19 protein-coding genes and 1 tRNA gene are annotated in these 23,837 nt (G+C 62.4%); 14 read left to right on the top strand and 6 right to left on the bottom strand.

Annotated features, from left to right (window positions below; all coding sequences use genetic code 11):
* The first annotated feature begins 64 nt into the window (after positions 1-64).
* The 5 genes from egtA (at position 65) to RHP72_RS20870 (ending at position 5,646) form a co-directional block, all read left to right on the top strand.
* Positions 65-1,288: an ergothioneine biosynthesis glutamate--cysteine ligase EgtA gene (egtA, locus tag RHP72_RS20890; protein ID WP_054826087.1), complete on the top strand. Its 1,224-nt coding sequence runs from the start codon at positions 65-67 to the stop codon at positions 1,286-1,288.
* Complete coding sequence (gene egtB, locus RHP72_RS20885) at positions 1,285-2,592, top strand: ergothioneine biosynthesis protein EgtB (protein ID WP_003946306.1); 1,308 nt, start codon at positions 1,285-1,287, stop codon at positions 2,590-2,592. Before egtA ends, egtB begins: the two co-directional genes overlap by 4 nt.
* 1 nt (position 2,593) lies before the next feature.
* Positions 2,594-3,340: an ergothioneine biosynthesis protein EgtC gene (gene egtC, locus RHP72_RS20880; RefSeq protein WP_161120211.1), complete on the top strand. Its 747-nt coding sequence runs from the start codon at positions 2,594-2,596 to the stop codon at positions 3,338-3,340.
* Entirely contained in the window at positions 3,337-4,308 is a 972-nt protein-coding gene (egtD, locus tag RHP72_RS20875) for an L-histidine N(alpha)-methyltransferase (protein ID WP_118603573.1), read from the top strand. The genes egtC and egtD overlap by 4 nt, the downstream gene beginning before the upstream one ends.
* Before the next feature lie 132 nt (positions 4,309-4,440).
* Positions 4,441-5,646 carry a sorbosone dehydrogenase family protein gene (locus RHP72_RS20870; protein WP_161120212.1) on the top strand — a complete coding sequence of 402 codons (1,206 nt, stop codon included), beginning with the start codon at positions 4,441-4,443 and terminating at the stop codon, positions 5,644-5,646.
* A gap of 3 nt (positions 5,647-5,649) precedes the next feature.
* On the opposite strand, the gene RHP72_RS20865 is transcribed toward RHP72_RS20870, so the two are convergent.
* From RHP72_RS20865 to RHP72_RS20840, 6 genes are all read right to left on the bottom strand, one after another.
* Positions 5,650-6,537, bottom strand: coding sequence for a cyclase family protein (locus RHP72_RS20865; RefSeq protein ID WP_161120213.1), 888 nt, complete (start codon positions 6,535-6,537; stop codon positions 5,650-5,652).
* A complete protein-coding gene (locus RHP72_RS20860) occupies positions 6,537-8,117 on the bottom strand; it encodes an SLC13 family permease (protein ID WP_311093765.1) in 1,581 nt (526 codons plus the stop codon). The genes RHP72_RS20865 and RHP72_RS20860 overlap by 1 nt, the downstream gene beginning before the upstream one ends.
* A 79-nt stretch (positions 8,118-8,196) precedes the next feature.
* Entirely contained in the window at positions 8,197-8,853 is a 657-nt protein-coding gene (locus RHP72_RS20855) for a hypothetical protein (protein ID WP_030536285.1), read from the bottom strand.
* Between the two features lie 239 nt (positions 8,854-9,092).
* Positions 9,093-10,073 (bottom strand): ribose-phosphate diphosphokinase, encoded by a 981-nt coding sequence (locus RHP72_RS20850; protein WP_003946284.1) that lies wholly within the window; start codon positions 10,071-10,073, stop codon positions 9,093-9,095.
* A gap of 71 nt (positions 10,074-10,144) precedes the next feature.
* Positions 10,145-11,596, bottom strand: a complete 1,452-nt coding sequence (glmU, locus tag RHP72_RS20845; RefSeq protein ID WP_003946310.1) for a bifunctional UDP-N-acetylglucosamine diphosphorylase/glucosamine-1-phosphate N-acetyltransferase GlmU — start codon at positions 11,594-11,596, stop codon at positions 10,145-10,147.
* A gap of 88 nt (positions 11,597-11,684) precedes the next feature.
* Positions 11,685-11,755 (bottom strand) — tRNA-Gln (locus RHP72_RS20840).
* Positions 11,756-11,909: 154 nt separating this feature from the next.
* Here RHP72_RS20840 and RHP72_RS20835 point away from each other — a divergent pair.
* From RHP72_RS20835 to mfd, 9 genes are all read left to right on the top strand, one after another.
* Positions 11,910-12,563, top strand: coding sequence for a TetR/AcrR family transcriptional regulator (locus RHP72_RS20835; RefSeq protein ID WP_003946303.1), 654 nt, complete (start codon positions 11,910-11,912; stop codon positions 12,561-12,563).
* Positions 12,564-12,752: 189 nt separating this feature from the next.
* Positions 12,753-13,394: a ScbR family autoregulator-binding transcription factor gene (locus RHP72_RS20830; RefSeq protein ID WP_003946317.1), complete on the top strand. Its 642-nt coding sequence runs from the start codon at positions 12,753-12,755 to the stop codon at positions 13,392-13,394.
* Between the two features lie 286 nt (positions 13,395-13,680).
* On the top strand, positions 13,681-14,127 hold the full coding sequence (locus RHP72_RS20825; protein ID WP_003946314.1) for a holo-ACP synthase: 447 nt from the start codon (positions 13,681-13,683) through the stop codon (positions 14,125-14,127).
* The gene (locus RHP72_RS20820; RefSeq protein WP_003946296.1) at positions 14,120-14,362 is read left to right on the top strand and encodes an acyl carrier protein; all 243 of its coding nucleotides are present in this window, start codon (positions 14,120-14,122) and stop codon (positions 14,360-14,362) included. The genes RHP72_RS20825 and RHP72_RS20820 overlap by 8 nt, the downstream gene beginning before the upstream one ends.
* Positions 14,359-15,549, top strand: a complete 1,191-nt coding sequence (locus RHP72_RS20815; protein WP_042448906.1) for an acyl-CoA dehydrogenase family protein — start codon at positions 14,359-14,361, stop codon at positions 15,547-15,549. The genes RHP72_RS20820 and RHP72_RS20815 overlap by 4 nt, the downstream gene beginning before the upstream one ends.
* A complete protein-coding gene (locus tag RHP72_RS20810) occupies positions 15,546-16,502 on the top strand; it encodes an amino acid--[acyl-carrier-protein] ligase (protein WP_054781160.1) in 957 nt (318 codons plus the stop codon). The genes RHP72_RS20815 and RHP72_RS20810 overlap by 4 nt, the downstream gene beginning before the upstream one ends.
* Positions 16,502-17,488: a DUF1839 family protein gene (locus tag RHP72_RS20805; RefSeq protein ID WP_081558197.1), complete on the top strand. Its 987-nt coding sequence runs from the start codon at positions 16,502-16,504 to the stop codon at positions 17,486-17,488. The genes RHP72_RS20810 and RHP72_RS20805 overlap by 1 nt, the downstream gene beginning before the upstream one ends.
* Positions 17,489-17,490: 2 nt before the next feature.
* On the top strand, positions 17,491-20,076 hold the full coding sequence (locus tag RHP72_RS20800) for a glycosyl hydrolase 2 galactose-binding domain-containing protein (protein ID WP_218747600.1): 2,586 nt from the start codon (positions 17,491-17,493) through the stop codon (positions 20,074-20,076).
* Positions 20,077-20,204: 128 nt separating this feature from the next.
* The gene (gene mfd / locus RHP72_RS20795; protein WP_042449219.1) at positions 20,205-23,831 is read left to right on the top strand and encodes a transcription-repair coupling factor; all 3,627 of its coding nucleotides are present in this window, start codon (positions 20,205-20,207) and stop codon (positions 23,829-23,831) included.
* The last annotated feature ends 6 nt before the right edge of the window (positions 23,832-23,837 follow it).

The following is a 23,837-nucleotide window of genomic DNA, read 5'->3' as shown; positions in this document are numbered from 1 at the left end:
CATCTCGGACGTTGGCGTTCTATCGTCGGTAGCGCCCGCGAAGACCGCCCGAAGGGGAAGTCGAATGGTGACAGCAGCGTTGACAGCAGCACAGACCACGCAGGTGGATTCACGTCCTGCGGCCGAGGCCTACGTCGGTGGTGTGTGCTTCAAACAGGGGCCACCCCGTTTGGTCGGAGCTGAGCTCGAATGGCTGACCAGCCAGGTTCCCGGTGGGGAGCGGCCGTCAGCAGCGACTCTGGCAAAGGCACTCGGGCGACACGCACCCACCAGTATCGACCCGGATTCACCAGCGGTTCCGCTTCCTCGTGGCAGCCTCGTCACCGTAGAACCTGGCGGACAGATCGAACTCTCGTCAGCGCCGCGGACGTCCGCCCGAGAACTGTGTGACTGTCTCGACGAAGACCGTCGTACTCTCGAAACACTCCTCGCGTCGTACTCCATCGAAATCAGTTCTGCCGCGGCCGACGTCGCCCGCCCACCTTCCCGGATTCTCCGGTTGCCACGTTATTGCGCAATGGAATCCCGCTTCGCCGGGATAGGACCGTATGGCACCTTGATGATGTGCAATACAGCAGCAGTGCAGGTCAGTGTCGATGCCGGCGGCAGCCCGGAGTCCATTGCCCAGCGTTGGCGGCTCCTCGGGGACATGGGGCCGGCGCTCATCGCTGCGTTTGCGTGTTCTCCACGCTTGCAAGGGGTTCCGAGAGGGGATTGGGCGTCCCAACGCATGCGGACGTGGCTCGAACTCGATTCCTGGCGAACGGTCGCAGTCCCGGAAGTGCAGGACTACGCCGGCTGGGCGCTCGATGTTCCGCTGATGTGTGTGCGAAACGAGGGCGACGATTGGACGGCTCCGCGGGGTGCCACTTTCGGGGACTGGATAGACGGCGCTGTGGATGCCGAGATCGGACGCCGACCCGTCTGGGCGGACTTGGACTATCACCTGTCCACGCTGTTCCCGCCGGTTCGCGCTGTCGGCCATCTGGAGGTTCGCTACATCGATGCGCAGCCGGGAGATCTGTGGCGAGTACCGGTAGCAGCGATCGACGCGTTACTGTCCGGGCCTGCCGTGATGCGTGAGGCGAGTGATGCCGCAGCGTCGACGGCCGGGAGATGGCGGGATGCGGCAGAGTACGGTTTGGACGACGTCGAACTGCGTTCGGCGGCAACCTCTCTGATGTCGCTTGCCGCGTCGTACGCGCCGGAGCCGCAGTTTGTCCGTCTTCTCGATGCCGCAGCCGAACGGTGTTGTCGCGCAATTGTGCCCGGTGAGAGCGACACATGACGGGGGAGATCACCAAGGAAGCGGTCGAGGCCGTACTTCTGCGAGCGCGTGAACGGTCGACGCTGCTCACCGACTGCGTCGACGATACCGAATTGGTCGCTCAGCATTCTCCGTTGATGAGTCCACTCGTGTGGGACCTGGCGCATATCGGCAATCAAGAGGAACTCTGGCTGGTGCGAGATGTCGGTGGCCGCGATCCGGTGCGTAGCGACATAGACGAGCTGTACGACGCGTTCAAGCATTCGAGATCGTCGAGACCCACACTTCCCCTGCTCAACCCGGCCGAGGCACGCGAATACGTACGTACGGTTCGCGGGAAGGTCTGGGATGTGCTCGAAGCCAGCACCTTCGGACGCACAGAACTCGACATGGACGGTTTTGCCTTCGGGATGATCGCGCAGCACGAGCAGCAACACGCCGAAACCATGCTCGCAACACACCAATTGCGTTCGGGACCCACGGCACTCGTTGCGACTCCCGCTCCGCAAGCGGCCCGCATGCCGGAACTCGACGAGGTCACGATCCCCGCCGGCCCCTTCGTCATGGGGACCGACGACGAACCGTGGGCACTCGACAACGAGCGCACTGCGCATCAGGTCTATCTCACCGACTTCGCGATCGACAGATTCCCGGTCACCAATGGGCAGTTCGTCGAATTCATCGAGGACGGCGGCTATTCCCGACCGGAACTGTGGTCTCGAGACGGTTGGCGGCATCGCGTCGACGCGAAACTCCGTGCACCGCTGTTCTGGGAACGCGACAGTTCGGGTTGGTGGCACGAGACTTTCGGCGTCGAGGCGCCGGTCCCACCGGACAAGCCCGTCGTGCATGTGAGCTTCTACGAAGCCGAGGCCTACGCGAGTTGGGCAGGCAAACGGCTTCCCACCGAGGCGGAATGGGAAAAGGCCGCGCGGTGGGATCCGGAATCCGGAAGATCGCGACGATTCCCGTGGGGGGACGTGTCCGCAGACGAGAATCATGCCAATCTCGGTCAGCGCCATCTCGGTCCCGCCGGCGTCGGCTCGTACCCGGCGGGTGCGTCGGCAGCGGGTGTCGAGCAGTTGATCGGCGACGTGTGGGAGTGGACGTCTTCGGGTTTCCATCCGTATCCGGGTTTCCGGGCCTTCCCCTACCGGGAGTACTCGGAGGTGTTCTTCGGCGGCGACTACAAAGTGTTGCGAGGGGGATCGTTCGGGACCGACAGCGTTGCCTGCCGGGGGACGTTCCGCAACTGGGACCATCCGATCAGGCGCCAGATCTTCTCGGGTTTTCGCTGCGCCAGAACGATTTCGGGTAGATCCTGACATGTGTCGGCACCTCGGGTATCTCGGGCCGCCGCGTTCGGTTCGTGAACTCCTCCACGACGGCGAGAACTCACTGATGCGACAGTCGTGGGCACCTCGCGAGATGCGTGGCGGCGGGACCATCAATGCCGACGGATTCGGCGCGGTGTGGTGGAACGGTGGAAGGCAGGGACGGTACCGCAGTATCTCGCCGATCTGGTCGGACCCGACAGTCGACGAGACGTTGTCCCACATCATTTCCGGATCCGTTCTCGCCGCCGTACGTTCCGCGACGGAGGGGATGGCCGTCGAGATCGGTGCCTGCGCACCGTTCGTCGACGGAACCTACGCTTTCAGCCACAACGGAGCGGTATCCGGTTGGCCTGGCTCACTCGCCGACTTGGCAGCAGAAGTTCCGGCCGTCGAATTGCTGAAGATGCCCGCGCCGACGGATGCTGCCTTGTTGTGGACAGTGCTTCGGCATCGGTTGAAGTCGAAGCCCGCGGAAGCCGCCGTGACGAGCCTGGTTCACGATGTGGCTGCGGCGGCACCGGATTCACGATTGAACCTCCTGTTCGGCGACGGGCAGGAACTGTGGGCCACGGCGTGGGGCCACACGTTGTACACGCGGGTCGACGAGTCGCGGGCACTGATGGTTTCCGAACCGTCCGATCGTTCACCGGACTGGGAGCAGGTGCCGGACCGGCACATCGTCTGCGCGCGTCCCGGCCATTTGATCATCACCCCGATACCGATGGGAGAACAATGAAAACCCCTACGCTCGAGGTTTATCTGACACCGGCCGAATCGGTCGACGCATTGCGAGCCGAGGCCAGGGAGGGCTTGACCGCTACGCCGAAGTGGCTCTCGCCCAAATGGTTCTACGACGCGCGTGGAAGTGAACTGTTCGAGGAGATCACGGCCTTACCCGAGTATTACCCCACCCGTACCGAACGCGGCCTGCTCGCTCGGTACGCCGACGAGATCGCTGCATTCACCGATCCTGAGATCCTGATCGAACTGGGTTCCGGTTCCTCGGAGAAGACGCGGTTGCTGCTCGATGCAATGACTGCTCGTGGAACTCTGCGAACGTATGTACCGCAAGATGTTTCGGTGACAGCACTGGAAGGCGCGGCGCGGCAGGTCGGTGCCGAATTCCCCGGCATCGATGTGGTCGGAGTGGTCAGTGACTTCACCGGTTCGCTGCATCATCTGCCAGGTGGTGGACGGCGGGCGGTCGCGTTTCTCGGTGGAACTCTCGGCAATCTCGTTCCGGCAGAACGCGCCGAGTTCCTCTCGGGCATTGCAGCGGTGCTCGATCCCGGTGAGAACCTGATCCTGGGCGTGGGATTGGTGATCGATCCCGCAGTCCTCGTGCCCGCCTACGACGACGCTGCCGGTGTGACTGCTCAGTTCAATCTCAATGTTCTCTCGGTCCTGAACAAGCAACTGGGAGCGAACTTTCCCTTGGAGGACTTCCGTCACGTCGCGCTCTGGGATGCCGATAACGAGTGGATCGAGATGCGCCTGGAAGCACTTCGTGAAGTCTCGGTGCATATCGACGACCTGGATCTGGAGATCACCTTCGCAGCGGGCGAGCAGCTGCGCACCGAGATCTCGGCGAAGTTCACCGAGGAGGGGATTGCCGCGGAACTCGCGTCCGCGGGCTTCGGGGTGCGGAAGGTGTGGACGGATCAGGATCAGCGCTTTGCGCTGTTGTGCGCGCAGCGGGCGTGAGCGTTCTCTAATCGACTCGAAACGCGGGTTTCCGCGTCTGGGAACGACTTCTGTGCGCTCAGTTCCGGCAGCGCAGACCGATTTGTCTGTTTATAGTGAGGCGCAGAACGGTTTCCGACCCGAGGAGAACGCGTGCGTCATCCGAAGCTCGCCGCATTGACCGTGGCCCTGACTGCAGTACTGGTGATGCCGGTAACGCAGAGCGTGGCTCAACCATTCCCCTTCGACCCCGGCAGTTTCGGCAACGGAAGCACCGGATCGTTGGGGAGCGACGACCCGGACATACCCATCGAGGACACCCTCCCGCAGTTGTCGGTCACCACACTGGTCGACGGACTCGACCACCCCTGGGACGTGGTGGCGGCCCCGGACGGTGCAATCCTGACCGGACAACGATCCGGCGGATTCTTCGTTCGCCGAGGCGACAACACGACAGGTCCAGTCGCTGCTGACCTTTCGGATCTCTACGCGCAGTCCGAAACCGGGCTCATGGGCATCGCGCTTGCTCACGACTTCGCTCAGTCGCGCACCCTGTACACCTGCCAAGGATTCAGTGCTGGGGGAGTCACGGACGTTCGAGTGATCGCGTGGACCGTCGACGCCGGATGGACCGCACTCACGCGAACCGGAACTGTATTGCCAGGAATCCCGGTCTCGTCCGGGCGTCACGGGGGTTGCCGAATTCTTGCGGCGCAGGACGGAACGCTGTTCGTCGGGACGGGTGACACCGCGACGCCGAGCGTCCCCCAGGATCCGAATTCGCTGGGCGGCAAGGTCTTGCACATCAACGCCGACGGAACTCCGGCGGCGGGGAATCCGAATGCTTCCAGCCCGGTCTACACGCTCGGGCACCGCAACGTCCAAGGCTTGGCCGTGCAACCCGGAACCGGCCGGGTGTACTCGGTTGAACAGGGCACAAGCGTCGACGACGAAGTCAACCTGCTTACCCCCGGCGGAAATTACGGCTACCGCCCGGATCGGCTTCCCGGAACGTACGACGAATCCGTGCCGATGACCGATCCCGTGCGAGTGCCGGGAGCGATTGCGGCGGTGTGGCGTTCGGGTAGCTCGACGTTGGCTACCGCCAGCGCTGCCTTCACCGGTGGAGCTGCATGGGGTGCCTGGGACGGTGCGCTCGTAATGGGTGGCCTCAAGAGCAAGGAACTGATCTTCCTCCGCCTGAGTGCCGACGGACGCTCGGTCGACGCGCAGACCTTCGGGTTGGAGAACCAGTTCGGTCGCTTGCGGTCGGTGACCCCGACGCCCGACGGCTCGCTCCTGGTGACCACCGACAACGGCGCCGGCGACAAGGTGCTGCGGGTGACGCCTACGCCCTGATCTTCAGTACCAGGCGATGACCCGGCACGGACCACCCGAACCACCCGCATGCGTCGGCGCTCCCACCATCACCGTGGCGCCGACGGCCGGAAGTGCGGACAGATTTGCGAGGGCTTCGACTGCGTACTTTCCTGAGCCCAAAGCGCTTCGGTGAGCCCCGTGGGTGGTGCTTCGGCCCGCGTCGATGCTGAGGGTGTCCGAGCCCACGGCGACGATGTTGCGCTCGCGGACGAGAAAGTCGATCGCCTCGGGGTTGAATCCCGGTGTGTGTTGCACGCCGAGTGCATCTCGATTCGTGAAGGCGCCACCGGCACCGGCCCGGGTATCCCAACCCGAGTTCATCGCAACCAGGCTGCGGGGAGCGATGGTCCCGTGGAGGGACTCCCAATCGAGGATGTCCTGGCGGGTGAGCAGTGTGTCGGGGTCGACGGAGGCTCGGGCACTGATGTCGACGACCGCAATCGGCACGACGAGGTCGGCGACGGGAATCTTCTCGACGGTGATTCCGTCCGCACTGGCGTGTGCGGGAGCGTCGATGTGAGTACCAGTGTGTTCTTCGAGGCGGAGTTCGTTGAGGTAGAAGTTTCCACCTGAGCCGGCGGAGCCGAGCGAGCCCAGAGACCCGCCGGCGTCGGCGATCTTCGCCAGGTTCCTCATCTCGAACGAGCGCGCGCCCGGCCACACCGGGAACTCCGGCGTCAGTACGTGGGTCAGATCGACGATGGTCTGACCTGTTGGCGTCGCCGACGCAGTGGGCTGTACAGCGCCGGCCATGACGGTCGCGCCGAGGGCACCGGTGCCCAGCGCCGCGAACATCGATCGACGGCTGATCTTCCTGCCCTCGCGTCCGATCGATTCGTAGACCTCCGACAAGACCTTCGGTGAGCACATCAGAAACTCCAGATCACTGGGATCAACACCGTTGCAACTATCAGGAACCACAACAACATCGGGAGTCCGAGCTTCCAGTAGTCGCCGAACTTGTAACCACCAGGGCCCATCACCATCATGTTCGCGGGAGTGGCTAGAGGCGTCAGGAAGGAGGCCGCGGCAGCGACGGTGACCGTCATCAGAAGGGGCAGCACCGAGATGTCGAGTTCGATGGCGACCGAGATCGCGATCGGCGTGATGATCAACGCGGTTGCAGTGTTGCTGATCAGCTGGCCCAGAGTCGCCGTCACGACGAAGAGTCCGGCGACGACGACATACGGGCTTGCCCCACCGACGACGTCGACAAACGCATGCGCGAGCTTTTCGGCCGCGCCGGTCTGCTGGATTGCGGTCGACAGCGGGATCATTCCGCCGACGAGAATCAACGTGGTCCACGAGATGGACCGATGCGCCTGCTCGACGCTGATGACTCGTAGCAGCACCATCGCACATGCCGCGAGGAGTCCGGCTATCGCGGACGGCACCAATCCGAACGTCAGCATCACTACCATCGCCGCGACGACGACGAGAGCGATGACCGCGCGGGTTCCCAACGGGGCTGCCTGCTTACGGATCTGGGCAGGTGCGTCGACCACGAGGACGTTCGGATCGACGGCGGTGTGGGTGTCGAGATCGTCCCAGCTTCCTTGCAGGAGAAGCGTGTCACCGGCCGCCAACTTGACGCCCTTGGGGCCGCAGTCCTCACCGGCGCGCTGGACTGCGAGTATCACCAGATCTCCACTGTCGGTCACCATGCCCGGAAAAGCCCTGTCGCCGATCATTTCCGAGCGCGGCGGGATGATCACTTCGACCACGCCGTCGTGCTTGGTGATCAAGGGCTCTGCGGACGGCGCATCCTTTCCCATGAGCTGATACTGCTTCGCGAGGGTCTTGGCATGCCGGCTCAGGTCAGGCGACATCGACGTCCCAGCACGATGGGGGAGGACGTGAGGACCGAGAAGTACGGCGATCGCAATCGTTCCCAATACGAGCGGCGCACCGACCAAGGTGAAACTGAAGAACCCGAAAGCACCGGCCCCGAATTCCTCGGCGGCTTCGGAAACGATGATGTTGACCGGTGTTCCGGTCAAGGTGAGCATCGATCCGGCATGGGCGGCAAATGCCAACGGCAGAAGCAGTTGTGACGTCGATTTACCGAGACGTACCGCCAAGACGACCACCATCGGTACCAACGCGGCTACGGCCCCGTTGACGCTGATCAATGCGGTCAACGCGGCAACCAGCAACATGATCGCACTCACGAGACGGACTCGGGATTCGCCGACTTTAGCCAGCAGTTTCTCGCCCGCCCACGTGGTGACACCGGTGGCGTCGAGGGCTTCGCTGACGACAAAAAGCGCGGCGATGAACACCACCGTGGGATCGCCGAATCCGGCGAGCGCCTGCTCCATCGTGATCACACCGGTGGCGTACAGCGCCAGGGCAGTGCCGATCGCGATGATGCCGACCGGGATTCGGCCGATCACGAACAGCGCCACGACCAGTGCAAGCACGACGAAAGTGATGGTGATGTCATTCACGATTCGTAAAGGTACCTGCTCATACAGAACGGCCCCGTCTCGCAAGTGAGACGGGGCCGTGGGACGGACGCGAGGAGAATTAGTTGGAGGCGGCGATGCGGGCCTTCTCGAGAGCGGCCAGCGTGCGAAGAACCGTGGCCTTCTGCTTGTTCAGATCGCTCAGTCGTGCGCGAGCCGGCAACCCTTGTGCGAGTTCGGCGACCTTGATCTGCTCGTCGATCGAACCGAGCTGATCGAGAAGCCCTAGGACGCGCGTCTGGAGCGTGTCGATGTCCACGGTGTCGGTCTTGACCGGAGCGGCAACACGCGTCGCTGTGCCCGTGCTGGCGGGGCGGGAAGCGCGTGCGGGTGACGTGTCGGCGACAACCGTTGCGGCGCGGGGCCGAATTGCCTTGCGAACAGCGGCCGCATCAGGAAGGACGTCCATACGGATCTCGTTCAGGACTCGGCGGGCCTCGCGTGCGTTGACGCGGTACTCGCGCTCTTCGTCGTCGTCGGACTGCAGCGTGCCGCCGAGCGGGCGCAGACCGTACATGCCGAGGAAGCGCTTGGCGTCGTCGATGATGCCTTCGTTTTCACGGCATTTTCCGCAGCGGGGTTCGTTGCGGAACATGTCCACGGAGTTGTCGTCTCCGCACCAGACACAAGATCCTGGGCGCCACCGCCGGATCGTCGGAACTGATGAATTCAGGGAATGAGATTCGGGCCGGGATTCCAGGGTTTGCGCGTCGATCACGACGAGCCACACTAGGCGAAGATTGCGGCGCGGTGAACACCGCCCCAACATCGACCTGGGTTTCTCGACGGGAGCGTGATCAAGATCATGTCAATCGTCGCATTCGGTGGTATTCGTGTGTCCCACAGGTGGTTTCATGATGACCGGGTGGTCTGTTTCTGAGGGGTTCACGAAGACGACGACGGGCGCGTACCAGTGACCGTGAAGTCACAGGTACGCGCCCGTAGTGCGGCGCGAGACTAGGCGCTGCCGTTGAACAGCGAAGTCACAGAACCGTTCTCGAAAACTTCCTTGATGGTGCGAGCGAGCAGCGGTGCGATGGACAGCACCGTCAGCGTCGGGAACTTCTTCGACTCGTCGATCGGAAGTGTGTTGGTGACAACAACTTCCTTCGCGCCACACGTCGACAGACGCTCGGCCGCAGGGTCGGAGAGGACGCCGTGGGTTGCAGCGATGACGACGTCACCTGCACCGGCCTCCTTGAGCACCTTGACCGCGCCGGCGATGGTTCCGCCGGTGTCGATCATGTCGTCGATCAGGATGCAGGTGCGACCTTCGACCTCACCGACGACGCGGTTGGACTTGACCTGGTTGGGTACCAACGGGTCGCGCGTCTTGTGAATGAATGCCAGCGGTGCTCCGCCGAGCGAGTCGGCCCACTTCTCGGCGACACGAACGCGCCCCGAGTCGGGGGACACCACCGTGATGTTCTCGAGGTTGTAGCCCGCGCGAATGTGGTTGGCCAACTGGCTGTGTGCGTGCATGTGATCGACGGGGCCGTCGAAAAAGCCCTGGATCTGATCGGTATGCAGGTCGACCGTGATGATGCGATCGGCGCCGGCGGTCTTGAGCAGGTCGGCAATCAGGCGAGCGGAGATCGGCTCGCGTCCGCGATGCTTCTTGTCCTGGCGGGCGTACGGGTAGAACGGAAGAACGGCGGTGATGCGCTTTGCCGATCCACGCTTGAGAGCGTCGATCATGATGAGCTGCTCCATCACCCACGTGTTCAGCGGTGCCGGATGACTCTGCAGGACGAACGCATCGGAGCCGCGAACCGACTCTTCGAATCGAACGAAGATCTCACCGTTCGCGAAGTCGCGCGCGGTCTGCGGGGTGACGCGGATGTCGAGTTCCTTCGCCACCTGCTCCGCCAACTCGGGATGTGCGCGACCCGAGAACAACATCAGGTTCTTCTGGTTGTCGATCCAATTCGCAGTCACTGGTTCATGCCGTCCTTTTGTACTTGCCGGTCGATCTGGTGGTGATCTGTGCTGTCTGTTGTGCAGGGCTGTCAGGTTGTTGCAGGGCCGTCAGGTTGTGCAGCTGCTGCAGCGGCATCGGCCGCGGGTGTGCCGGGACGATTCTTCTGGACCCAGCCCTCGATGTTGCGCTGCACCCCACCCGAGACGGCGAGCGCCCCAGGCGGTACGTCGTTCTTCAAGACCGTGCCCGCACCCGTGTATGCGCCGTCTCCCACGACGAGAGGGGCGACGAACATGGTGTCGGAGCCTGTTCGGACATGCGACCCCACCACAGTACGGCTCTTGTTCACCCCGTCGTAATTGACGAAGACGCTCGAAGCTCCGATATTGCTGTGATGGCCGATGGTGGCGTCGCCGACGTAGGTAAGATGCGGAATCTTCGAATGCTCGCCGATATCCGCGTTCTTGGTTTCCACGTAGGCGCCGATCTTGCCGTGTGCCCCGAGGCGGGTACCAGGCCGGAGATAGGCGAAGGGGCCCACAGTCGCGTCCGCGCCGACAACGGAGTCGGTCCCGTGCGAGCGGACGACTACTGCGCGCTCACCGACTCTCACGTTGTCCAAGGTGGTATCCGGGCCGATCACGGCGTCTTCGCCCACCGAGGTCGTGCCGGTCAACTGAACTCCGGGCAGGAGCGTCACGTCCTGTGCGATGTGCACGTCGCAATCTATCCATGTGCTCGCAGGATCGACGACGGTGACGCCGGCACGCATCCACTTCTCGAGGATCCGACGGTTCATCTCGCGGGCGAGCGTCGAGAGCTGCACGCGATCGTTGGCGCCCGCGACGAGAACCGAATCCGCGATGTGCTGAGCACGAACACGCTTGCCCGCGCGACGGGCGATCATGATCACATCGGTGAGATAGAACTCGTGTTGTGCGTTGTTGGAGTCGAGGGACGCCAGCGCGTCGCGCAGAGTTTCGAAGTCGAAGGCGTAGACCCCTGAATTGACCTCGGTGATCGAGCGCTGCGAATCGGTGGCTTCCTTCTCCTCGACTATGGCGTTCACCTCGCCGTCCGTCGTACGAAGGATTCGCCCGTAGCCGGTGGGGTCGACGGCCGTCGACGTCAACACCGTCACCGCGGCCGCGGGAGCAGCCGTGTGCTGGGCGAGGAGGTCTGCGATGGTCTTTCCGTCGAGCAGAGGCACGTCGGCGGCTGTGACGAGTACGGTCCCGGAGAAGTCGGCCGGCAACCCCTCGAGCCCACAACTGACAGCGTGCCCGGTGCCCTTCTGCTCGTCCTGAACAGCGACGGTGACGGAACGGTCCAGTTCCCCGGCGACTGCGTTCACGGCTTCGGTGACACGCTCACGATCGTGACCGACGACGGTCACCAGGTGCGTGGGATTCAGTGAGGTTGCCGCGTGAAGCGAATGTGCCAGCATGCTGCGTCCGGCGAGAGTGTGGAGGACCTTGGGAGTCTTCGACTTCATTCGTGTACCGGCACCCGCTGCGAGAACGATCACGGCGGTCTGCACTGGTTTGAGCTCCCTCTGTCGATCAAACTGTCGATCAAACTGTCGATCAAGACATACATTCCGCTCGGGAAAGCATGTTGTTCACCAGCTCCGCCGCCAGGACTCGAACCTGAACTATCTGAACCAAAATCAGAGGTGCTGCCATTACACCACGGCGGATTGCCACGCATTGCCGAGCCTTGCGGCCGAACGCGCGAAAGAATAATCGCATGCCGACCCGCCGTAGGTCGAACCGCTCCTCCGATCGGGCCCCTGAAGTCCCGATAGGCTGAGCGTCCACAGCAGTAATTTGTGTGTCGGCGAGAGGAAGACAATGGCGACGGTGTCCGGTTCGGGTGGCGGGGATCCAGTTCCCGAACGAGTGACACGGATCCGGATGACCGGTACCCAACGTCGGCAACAGCTGATCGAGATCGGGCGGGCATTGTTCGCCGAACGGGGATACGAAGCGACCTCGATCGAGGAGATCGCCCAGCGCGCGAACGTGTCCAAGCCTGTCGTGTACGAGCACTTCGGCGGCAAGGAGGGGCTGTACGCCGTCGTAGTGGACCGGGAGATGTCGCGACTCCTCGAGATGATCACGTCTTCGCTCTCACAAAATCGCTCGAGAGTTCGAGTCGAGCGGGTTGCGTTGGCTTTGCTCACCTACGTGGAAGAGCACACCGACGGATTTCGGATACTCGTGCGCGATTCGTCCGTTGTCGCGCCCAGTGGGACATATTCGAGCCTCCTCAACGACGCGATCAGTCAGGTGGGCTACCTGTTGGCGGGGGACTTCTCCAGACGCGGTTTCGACCCCGGACTAGCAACGATGTACGCACAGGCGCTTGTCGGCATGGTGTCTACTACGGCTACTTGGTGGCTCGACGAACGGACTCCGTCGAAGGAAGTTGTCGCCGCTCACCTCGTGAATTTGTGTTGGAATGGGCTGACGAATCTGGAAGCCGATCCACAATTGGAGGGTTAACCAGGCGCGCCTGCCGCGCAGAGATGGATCGCGGTCTAAGCTGTGTTCGCTGTATCACGATCGTTTGATGGGCAAATGTCTCATTTGTTTGCAGGGTGGGTTGAATGCCGAACCGTGCCATCCATTTTGACGCTGTGAACGGGTAAGACCAAGAATTCGTTCGATGTGTGGTGATTGGAGGCCGGATCGATGGTGAGGCAAGAGCGGGCAGAAGCCACCCGTGATTCGGTGCTGCGCGGAGCAGCGGGTGTGTTCTTGCGCCTGGGCTATGCCAATGCCAGCTTGAGCGAGATCATCGCCGAGTCGCAGGTGACGAAAGGCGCCCTGTACTTCCATTTCGGGTCCAAGGAAGAACTCGCGCGGGCGGTGATAGACGAGGGTTCGGCACGTTTCGACGCAAAATGTGAGCTCTGGTTGGACCGTCGAACTCCCGCACTCGAGTCACTGATCGGTATTTCGTCGGTCATCGTCGACATCGGTGCGCATGACGCCATGGTTAGAGCGACGTTCCGCTTGTTGGTCGAGATCGGGGACTACCGGGGCTCCGGGCCGGCGACTCTGGACGTGTGGCTCGACATTTACCGTGAACTTGCCAGCCGTGCCGCCGACGAAGGTGATCTGCGTTCGGACGCGGATTCTGCTGACATTGCTCGTTTCCTGTTGGAAGTTGCGTCGGGAGTTCGGCTGATGGCAGCCGCGACCGGGACCGTTCGTGAGCTTTCGGACTCCATGAAGGCATCGTGGAATCTGATACTTCCGATCGTGGTCCCGGAATCGAAAGTGGAGTACTTCAGGCAATTCGCGGCCCGTCGCCTTGCCAGTGATCACTGAAATCACTGGCTCTCCGCACTGCTCCTTTGGTCAATTTGCTGCAAATGTCCTGGTAGGGACATTGTTCTCTTTATTCTGCATTCGAAACAAACTGAGAGTATGTTTATAGTGTTGATGGGAATCTGGAAGTCCGATCTTGCCGTCAATCTTCGGATTGCGGTATGTTCTATCGGTAGCTGAAGAATTGCTGATTATGAAGGTTTGTCAGGGCAGGGTGACGGCGTCGGCGCACCGGGCAGCATAGGGGGCTGCCCGGCGTGTACGACCCCAGATGGGGAGTCAACAGATGGGTGACACTGCGCCGACGCCGATGCTCGACATCGGCCCGCGGATCGGCTGTGACGTAGTGAACGTCGTGGATGTCACTCGAAGTATCGAACTCTTCGGGCGGAGGTATCTCGATCGGACCTTCACCCCGCACGAATTGCAGACGTGCGCCGGGCCGGCGCGGGATCAACGATTGGCTGCACGTTTCGCCGCCAAAGAGGCTGTGGTGAAGGTACTGCGGCCTGGTGACGTTCCCGTTCCGTGGAGTTCCATCGAAATCACTCGGGCCGAGTGGGGTGGCTGTGGGGTGACACTGTCCGGTAATGCCGCGGAACTCGCGCGGGCCCAGGATCTGCACGATTTTCAAGTATCTATCTCGCACGAAGCGGACGTGGCCATCGCAATGGTGATCGCAACACGCTCGGGCGCTCGCATCGAAAAGAAGGACGACATCGCTGATGATTGATCAGGCAATTCGGAAAGTGCTCGTCGAGCACGGTCGGCTGGCAGTCGACGTGAGCACGATCGACGGAGAGGCCGATCTTTACGAGTTGGGTTTGACGTCGCACGCGAGCGTGAATGTCATGTTGGCGCTGGAGGATTCGTTCGACATCGAGTTCCCTGACGAGTTGTTGCGGAAGAGTACTTTCGCAAGCGTCAAGGCGATCGAGGGTGCGTTGACGGAGTTGGGTGCTGCATGAACGCTCCGCAATCGCAGTGCTCCACCGGAACGGCCCTCGAGCGGGCCGCACGGTTGGCCGACGAAGTTGCAGCGGTGTGGGCCGACGAAGTCGATGCAGAAGCAAGGTTTCCGCGTGAAGCTGTCGACGCCATGCGAAGCGAACGGCTGCTGTCCGTAGCTGTGCCGAGGGAACTAGGCGGCGAAGGGCTCTCGCTGCAGGAAGTGTCGCAGATCGCCCGTGTGATCGGAACACGCTGTGCAGCAAGCGGAATGATTTTCGCGATGCATCAGACGCAGATATACTCGTTGGTCAAGCACGGCAACACCGAAGCACTACGCGAGTTTGTCGAAGAAACGGTCGACAAGCAATTGCTGTTGGCATCGGCAACCACTGAGCTGGGAATCGGTGGTGACGTCAGCCGGAGTTACTGCGCGGTGGAAGACTTGGGCGGTCACCTGCTGTTGATCAAGAACGCGCCTGTCATTTCGTACGGTGAACACTCCGACGCGATAGTCGTGACGGCTCGGCGAACACCGGAGAGTCAGCCGAACGATCAGGTTCTCGTGGTGTGTCGTACCCCAGACCTGACGCTCGAACGCACCACCGAGTGGAACACGCTGGGGCTGAGGGGAACTTGCAGTCTCGGTTACATCCTTCGGGCCACCTCGACGCCGGAGATGGTCGCCGACGTACCGTATTCCGATATCTCCACCCACACGATGCTTCCGGTCTCGCACGTCGTCTGGAGTTCGGTGTGGTTGGGAATTGCCGACGCTGCAGTCGAGAAGGCGCGCAAGTACGTGCGTGCCGCCGCCCGCAAGCAGCCCGGGGTCACTTCCCCCGGAGCGCTGCGGCTCGCCGAAGTTGCCGCTTCGGCACAACAATTCGCCGATCTCGTCGGCGCCTCTGCACGCAGGTACGACCGCGCAGTCCACGCGGAGGAAGGCGTTGCCGATTTCGAGGCGACGGGAGCGGTGGGATTTTCGCTCGCAATGAACAACCTGAAAGTCACAGCGTCGACAGCGGTGGTGGAAATCGTGGGGCAGACAATGTTGATCTGTGGAATCTCGGGATATCGCGAGGACACCGAATTCTCGCTCGGTCGGCACCTTCGTGACGCGCACGGCGCAGCGGTGATGGTGAACAACGATCGAATCATGGCAGGTTCAGCGCACATGGCTATCGGATACCGGGGAACGCTATGACGAACGAGACTGTGACGACCGAGACTGTGACAGGCGAGACCGATCTGGATCGGGCCCGGGCTGCATTTCAACGTGAACTGCTCGTCGAAGGACTTCTCGTCGAGACGGAGGTGCCGGGACTCTACGGGCGTTCCGGAGTGTTCGAGGACATCGTCGACGGTATCGACCGAGTGGTGATTGCAGCGGGGCCAGGCGACGCCGCGACTCGGCTGCGGTTCCCGCCGGTGTTCCCGCGGAGCAGTTTCGAGCGCACCGACTACATCGCTTCGTTTCCCAACCTCACCGGCGCCATCAACACCTTCGCCGGTTCCAATCGCGATCACGCGCGACTGCTGGCCGATCGCGCCGACGGACAATCGTGGGACCGCCACCTCGAGCCGACCGAGACCATGCTCGTGTCCGCAGCGTGCCATCCTGCCTATGCGCGGTACACCGGAGTTCTGCCCGAAGGCGGCGTGCTGCTGGACATCTACGGTTTTTGCTTCCGGCACGAACCGGCCATCGATCCGGCTCGCATGCAAGCGTTTCGGATGCACGAGTTCGTGACGATCGGTGACGCCGCGGCAGCGCGAGCGCATCGCGAGCACTGGATCGAGCGGGGGCTCGAGGTGCTCGGCCGGCTCGAACTCGACGCTACCCCGGTGATCGCCAATGATCCTTTCTTCGGGCGCGCCGGAAAGATGCTTGCAGCCAACCAGCGCGAAGAGAATCTCAAGACGGAACTGACAGTTCGGCTCTACGGAGATCTCGACGAGGGCACGGCGATCGTGTCCTCGAACAACCATCTCGACCATTTCGGTGTCAACTTCGACATCCGAACGGCGGAGGGGGAGGTGGCACACAGCTCGTGCGTCGGCTTCGGGATGGAGCGAATCGCGTTGTCCTTGTTGCGGACTCATGGTCTTGACGTGGCTGCATGGCCAACCTCCGTTCGTGAACGAATGGGCATCTGATGTCACGGCTCATCGACATTTCACCTGATCGCTACCGGCCCCATTCGTTGCACCAGGACGACCGCGTGTGGGCGCAGACCAACTGCTACACGGATCTGTGGATCGAAGTGTTGCATTCGCTGGGGTTGGACCCCGTCCCGGCATTGGCATGTGCCTTCTCATCGCGGTTCGACGGGACTCAGTGGACGTTCCTCAAGCTCAAGGCCGAGGACATCTACGCGCTGTACGGAATCGAAGTCGCCGAGATGAACGTCTGGCGGGCACCGCTGATCCATGTCGAGGACAACCTCGCGGTTGGGATGCTGTCGACGGTTGAAGTGGACGGATACTGGCTTCCCGACACTCTTGGAACGAGCTATCACGAGGGGCACACCAAGACCACGATCGTGCCCAATCGGATCGATCGCGTTGCCGGCGAGCTCGAGTACTTTCACAACAGCGGGTACTACTTGCTGCGAGGCGACGATTTCTCCGGCGTCTTCGATCTCGATCGTTCCTCACTTCCTTCGTTCGTGCCCTATGTCGAACAGATCAGGTTGAATCCGGTTCACGCGACCAACGCCGGAAACATCGCCGAAGTGGCTCGGCGGAATGTAGCGGTTCGAGCGGTGGGTAATCCCGTGCGAGAGCTGGGACGCAAGGTGATCGAAGACCTCGAATGGGTGCAGGGGGCGGGTATGGATGCCTTTCACCTCTGGTCCTTCGGGCTACTTCGTCAGTGCGGGGCCAGCGCGGAGCTGGCTGCCGACGCCAGCGAGTTCTTGGACACTGCAGGTTTCTCCGGGACAGGCGAAGCTGCGCCAGATTTCCGCAAAGTGGCATCCGGTGCCAAGAGCGTGCAGTTTCAGATGGCGCGTGCCTCCAGGGGTCGCGCGGTGGACCCGCGTGAGCAACTCGACGAGATGGCCGTGTCGTGGAAGAGGGCGATGGAAATCGTTGCCGACACAGTCGGCGTCGACTCGCATCGACACCTGAGGTTGGTCTGACAGTGCCTCGTTCGTCAGCAGACCTGCTGGCCGGCGCGATATGGCGATGCGCTGCAACCGAACCCGGATCCATATCTGACCCGGATGCCCTCGAAGCCGTGACCGAGTGGGTCGCAGCGTCCGTGCCTGGAACAGTCGTCGGTGCGTTACGTGCGGAGCAGACGGACGCCGGACGCACGAAGTCCGTTTCGTCGTCGTCTGTTTCAGAATCATCCGTTTCATCGTCGGACTGGTGGTTCGTGACTACCGTGGCCACGACTGGTGAGGGGTCGTGGCTGCTCCAGTTCGACGGTATGACGGCGTTTGCGGATGTCTGGATCGGCGGTGTCCGTGTCGCGTCCACTGAATCCATGTTCGCACCTGGGGAAGTGAGCATTCCGGCCGGAGTCGGCGCTGGTAAACGTGTCCAGGTGGCTGTTCATTTTCATTCTCTCTCCGCGATTTTGAGATCGAGGCGTCCTCGAGGACGTTGGCGATCGTCGATGGTCCGTGAACAGGGTCTTCGGTGGATACGAACCACGATGCTCGGTATGGCTCCCGTGTTCAGTGGTGTACCGGTACCGGTGGGTCCGTGGCGGGGTATCCGCTTGTTGGACAAGGGGATTGCCGCCTTAGTCTCTGCTGTCAAGCATGCGAGTGTTGACGGCACAACCGGTCGTGTTGCCGTCAGTGCTCGGCTCACCGGATTGCCGGCCTCGCTGGAGTACGTGACCGTGCGCGTCGGCGATCACTCGCGGCAATTGGCTGTATCCGCCGGACCGGATGGATTTCTCGAGGTGTCCGGCGTCGTCGAAGTGCCGGACGCGCAGTTGTGGTGGCCGCACACTCATGGCACCCCGCGCACTTATCGGGTGACGATGGAAGCGGTCGGAGTCTCCGAGCATCTCGGTTCAGTTGGCTTCCGGACGGTGGAGTTCGACAGATCCGATGGTGGATTCCGTTTGTATGTCAACGGCATCCGGGTGTACTGCCGTGGTTCGGTGTGGGTGCCGACCGACCCGATCTCGCTTCAAGGCGACGCCGGCACCACTCGCGTCTTGGAACGCCTGGCAGAGGCCGGCCTGAACATGATTCGAATCCCGGGGACGATGGTCTACGAGAGCGACCACTTCTGGGAGGAATGCGCGCGACTGGGCATTCTCGTGTGGCAGGACATGATGTTGGCGACGCTCGATCCGCCCGACACCGACGAATTCTTCGAACTCGTTGCCTCCGAGGTCACCGAGTTCTTGCACAGAGTGCGCGGAAATCCCGCTTTGGCAGTCTTCTGCGGCGGCAGCGAGACCGAACAGCAGCCGACCATGCTGGGCTTGGTCGATCAACACATCCCGCTCATTCATTCGAGACTGCCGGAGTTGATCTCGACGGTGGCACCCGAACTCGAGTACGTGACTTCGTCCCCCTCGGCGCCTCGCGGGGGCGAGCAATTGGCAACGCATGTCGGAAGCGGGGTCGCTCACTACTTCGGGGTGGGTGCCTATCGTCGTCCACTGGCCGACGTGCTCAGCGCGCGAGTACGTTTTGCGACCGAATCATTGGCATTTTCGATTCCACCGTCGAATGCGGTGATCGAGAACGAATTCGGTTCACTCGCCGTCGCGGGGCACCACCCGGCATGGAAAGCCGCGGTGCCTCGGGACAACGGATCGTCGTGGGATTTCGAGGATGTTCGGGACCACTACGTCCACGCGCTTTTCGGCGAAGACGCTCGTGAAGTCCGGTGGTCCGACCCGGAACGCTATCTCGACCTGGGGCGAGCAGCTGTATGTGAGGCGTTCGCATCCACGCTCGGATACTGGCGTCGCCCGGACTCTCGGTGCGACGGCGCCTTGACACTCGCACTGCGAGACCTGGAGCCCGGACCGGGATGGGGGGTCCTCGATTGGAGCGGCAGCCCCAAAGCTCCGTGGTTCGTGCTCCGTAGGAGCGCCAAACCGATTGCGCTCCTCGTCACGGACGACGGTATGGACGGATTGAGGCTCGACGCGATCAACGAGACCGCCGAACCTGTCGTCGGCGAGATCAGGTTTCGAGCGCACAGTCGGTCAGGTGTCGTCCCGGTCGACGTCGCGCTACCGGTCAAGGTGGAAGCGCATTCAAGTCTGACCTGGTCCGTGGACAGCCTTGTCGGCCGTTTCACCGACCTCACTCACGTCTTTCGGTTCGGGGCGCGGACATACGACGCCGTCACCGTCACACTCGAAGACGAAGACGGCGAGATGGTGGACGAAGTGGTCCACCTCCTGGGGGGTCCGGCGCGGCCTCGCGAGCGATCGGTCGGACTTGTTGCCACAGCGCGCAACGTCGGTGACTCGGAGTGGGTAGTCGACGTCTCGACGGATGCTTCAGCCCAATACGTTGCCCTCGAACTGCAGTGCTTCGAGCCCGAAGACTCCTGGTTCCACCTCGCGCCGAACGGTCGCAGGACTGTACGCCTACGGAGAACCGGTCAGGCGACGAAAGTGATCGGTCGCGTTCGGGCGCTCAACTCGCACGTGAGTGTGGCCGTGGCGCCGCCGATCACTCCGGTCACACAATCCTCGCCGTCCAAGCGGACGTCGAAGAAGACGAGTGCTACGGGAAACTGAACGGATCGGACTGCGCTGCGAGATCGCACACCGATAGAATCGAACCGGCGCACAACTCTGCCTCGGTGGGGATATTGCGCTCGGGCTGTGCGTCCGCAACCCGTCATCACTGTTCAGGAGCGCGTTCGTTGACTTCCTTGTCCTCTGCCCAGACTGCGCTCGCTGGACTCGCCGAGGTCGCCCTCGCAGATGCCGCGTTCACTCCGGTGATCGAATCCATCGGATCGGCCGCCTTGGACATCGTGGCTCCGAAGCCGGCTCGACCGTTCATCGCCGCTGCACTCGCCGCTCGCACGCCGGTGCTGCTGGTGACAGCCACCGGTCGTGAAGCCGACGATCTGACTTCGGAACTCACCGAGATGCTCGGTGGAGGAGTGGCGCAGTTTCCGTCGTGGGAAACATTGCCGCACGAGCGACTGTCGCCGAGCGCGGATACCGTTGGGCGACGGGTGGAGGTACTGCGCAGACTCGCCAGACCAGACGACGCCTCGTACGGATCGCCACTTCGGGTGATCGTCACCACGGTGCGCTCTCTCGTTCAGCCGATGGCGCCAGGCCTGGGCGAGATAGAACCGATCACGTTGCGCGTCGGCACCGAGATCGATTTCGATTCCGTTCTGGTTCGTCTGGTGGAGATGGCGTACAGCCGCGTCGACATGGTGGGAAAGCGTGGTGAGTTCGCGGTCCGTGGTGGCATTCTCGACCTGTTCTCGCCGACGGCGGATCATCCGGTCCGTATCGAATTCTGGGGTGACGAGGTATCGGAGCTTCGCTACTTCTCAGTTGCCGATCAGCGTTCGCTAGCGGACGTCGACGTCGATTCCGTGATCGCGCCGCCGTGTCGTGAACTGATTCTGACAGCTGATGTTCGTGATCGAGCTGCCGCACTCGCTGCTGAGAACCAGGCTGACGCGTCGTTGGTCGAGATGCTGGACAAGATCTCGGCAGGTATCCCCGTCGAGGGGATGGAAGCTCTGCTCCCGGTTCTCAAACCCGGTGAACTGCAACTACTTTCCGATGTACTTCCCGAAGGGGCGCACATTCTTCTGTGTGATCCGGAAAAGGTGCGCACCCGCGCCACCGACCTGGTGCGCACCGGCCAGGAATTCTTGGAAGCATCGTGGACGGCGGCGTCGATCGGCGGCGCTGCACCGCTCGACACGTCGATCCTCAACGGCGGAGGAGTCGATCTCGGTGCCTCCGCGTACCGGTCGCTTCGTCATGTTCGCGAATCTGCCGAAGCTGCCGGCCGACCCTGGTGGACAGTCAGCCCGCTGGCGTCGGGAAACGGTGAAGAACTCGAACTCCCGGTGCATGCGGCACCGCAGGTGCGCGGTTCCGACGACCTGTTGGCCGAGCTGTTCGTCAGCCTTCGGGCGCACGTGAGCACGGGCGGTCGCGCGGCGATCGTGGTGGCAGGTGCCGGAACCGCAAGCCGCGTCGTGGAGCGACTCGGTGAAGCCGAAGTGCCCGCCAAGATGCTCGATGCCGGCGCTACCCCCGCCCGTGGACAGGTCGCGGTGCTCCGCGGATCACTGCATGACGGACTGGTACTCGCCGGCGACGACTCGACGCCTGGGATGGTGATCGTCACCGAGTCCGATCTGACCGGCAACCGCGTTGCTGCGGTCGGCGACGGAAAGCGCTTGCCGGCCAAGCGCCGCAATCAGGTTGATCCCCTCGCGCTGTCGGCAGGGGACATGGTCGTGCATGATCAGCACGGTATCGGCCGGTTCGTCGAAATGGTCGAACGCACCATCGGTGGGGCGCGTCGTGAATACCTGGTCATCGAATACGCGCCGAGCAAGCGCGGTCACCCGGGCGATCGTCTGTTCGTCCCGATGGAATCGCTCGATCAACTCTCCCGATACGTCGGTGGGGAGTTGCCGGCGCTGAGCAAGCTCGGTGGATCCGACTGGGCAAACACCAAGCGTAAGGCCCGCAAGGCAGTTCGTGAGATCGCGGGCGAGCTGGTTCAGCTCTACGCAGCGCGTCAGGCTGCTCCCGGGCATGCGTTCGGCCCGGACACACCGTGGCAGAAGGAACTCGAAGACGCATTCGCGTTCACCGAGACGATCGACCAGTTGACCGTTATCAGTGAGGTCAAGGCCGACATGGAGAAGCCGGTTCCGATGGACCGGGTGGTCATCGGTGACGTCGGGTACGGCAAGACGGAGATCGCCGTCCGCGCCGCGTTCAAGGCAGTGCAGGACGGCAAGCAAGTGGCGGTGCTGGTGCCGACGACTCTGCTTGCACAGCAACATCTTCAGACCTTCACCGAACGAATGGCGTCGTTCCCGGTGAAGGTGCGAGGGCTGTCCCGGTTCACCGACGCCAAGGACTCGAAGGAAATCATCGCCGGCATGGCGGAAGGTGAGATCGACATCGTCGTCGGTACTCACAGGTTGCTGCAGACCGGTATTCGCTGGAAGGACCTCGGGCTTGTGATCGTCGACGAGGAACAGCGATTCGGAGTCGAGCACAAGGAACACATCAAGGCGCTACGCACCCACGTCGACGTCCTGACGATGTCGGCTACCCCGATTCCTCGTACTCTCGAGATGAGCATGGCCGGGATCCGTGAAATGTCCACGATCCTCACACCGCCGGAAGAACGTCATCCTATCCTCACGTACGTCGGCGCGTATGCGGACAAGCAGGTTGCCGCGGCCATCCGGCGTGAACTTCTGCGCGACGGTCAGGTCTTCTACGTTCACAACCGTGTCAGCTCGATCGACAAGGCAGCCAAGAAGATCCGCGAACTCGTCCCGGAGGCTCGCGTCGTCGTCGCGCACGGTCAGATGAACGAGGACACTCTCGAAAAGACTGTGCAAGGATTCTGGGAACGCGACTTCGACGTGTTGGTCTGTACCACGATCATCGAAACCGGTCTGGACATCTCGAACGCGAACACACTGATCGTCGAACGCGCGGATTCGCTGGGCCTCTCGCAGTTGCATCAGCTTCGCGGACGCGTCGGGCGTAGTCGTGAACGTGGATACGCCTATTTCCTGTACCCGGCCGAAAAGCCTTTGACGGAAACTGCATACGACCGACTGGCAACGATTTCGCAGAATTCGGACCTCGGCGCGGGTATGGCCGTCGCGATGAAGGACCTCGAAATCCGTGGAGCCGGAAACGTTCTGGGCGCAGAGCAGTCCGGCCACGTCGCGGGGGTCGGGTTCGATCTGTACGTCAGGCTGGTCGGTGAGGCGGTCGAAGCCTTCCGGGCTGCAGCCGACGGCAAACCGATCACCATGGACGAGGGCACGAAGGAAGTCCGGATCGACCTACCGGTGGACGCACACATCCCGCCCGACTACGTCACCAGTGACAGGCTCAGGTTGGAGGGGTACCGCAAGCTCGCTGCGGCAACTGATTCCGACGGCATCGCTGCCGTAGTCGAAGAACTGGTCGATCGCTACGGCCCACTGCCCGAAGAGGTTCGACGGCTGATCTCGGTGGCCAAGCTTCGACTGCTCTGCCGCGAGTATCAACTGGAGGAAGTCGCCGTCACCGGAACTCAGCTCAAGATCTCGCCTATGTCACTGCCCGATTCCAAACAGATCAGGCTCAAGAGGATCTATCCGAGCGCGCAGTACCGGGCAACGACCGGGCTCGTGCAACTCCCGCTGCCTCGCACCGGCGGAGTCGGCTCGGATCGCCTGCGGGACGTCGAACTACTTCAATACATCGCGGACTTCGTCCTGGCGATTGACGGGCGCGCCGCCGGTGCCGTCCTGGTCGAGGCGTGAGCACAC

Origin of the sequence: Rhodococcus sp. SG20037 (assembly GCF_031763325.1) — a bacterium.
GTDB lineage: Bacteria > Actinomycetota > Actinomycetes > Mycobacteriales > Mycobacteriaceae > Rhodococcus_F > Rhodococcus_F qingshengii.
The sequence above is the reverse complement of the archived record's forward strand: the minus strand, read 5'-3'. Positions and strand labels throughout refer to the sequence as shown.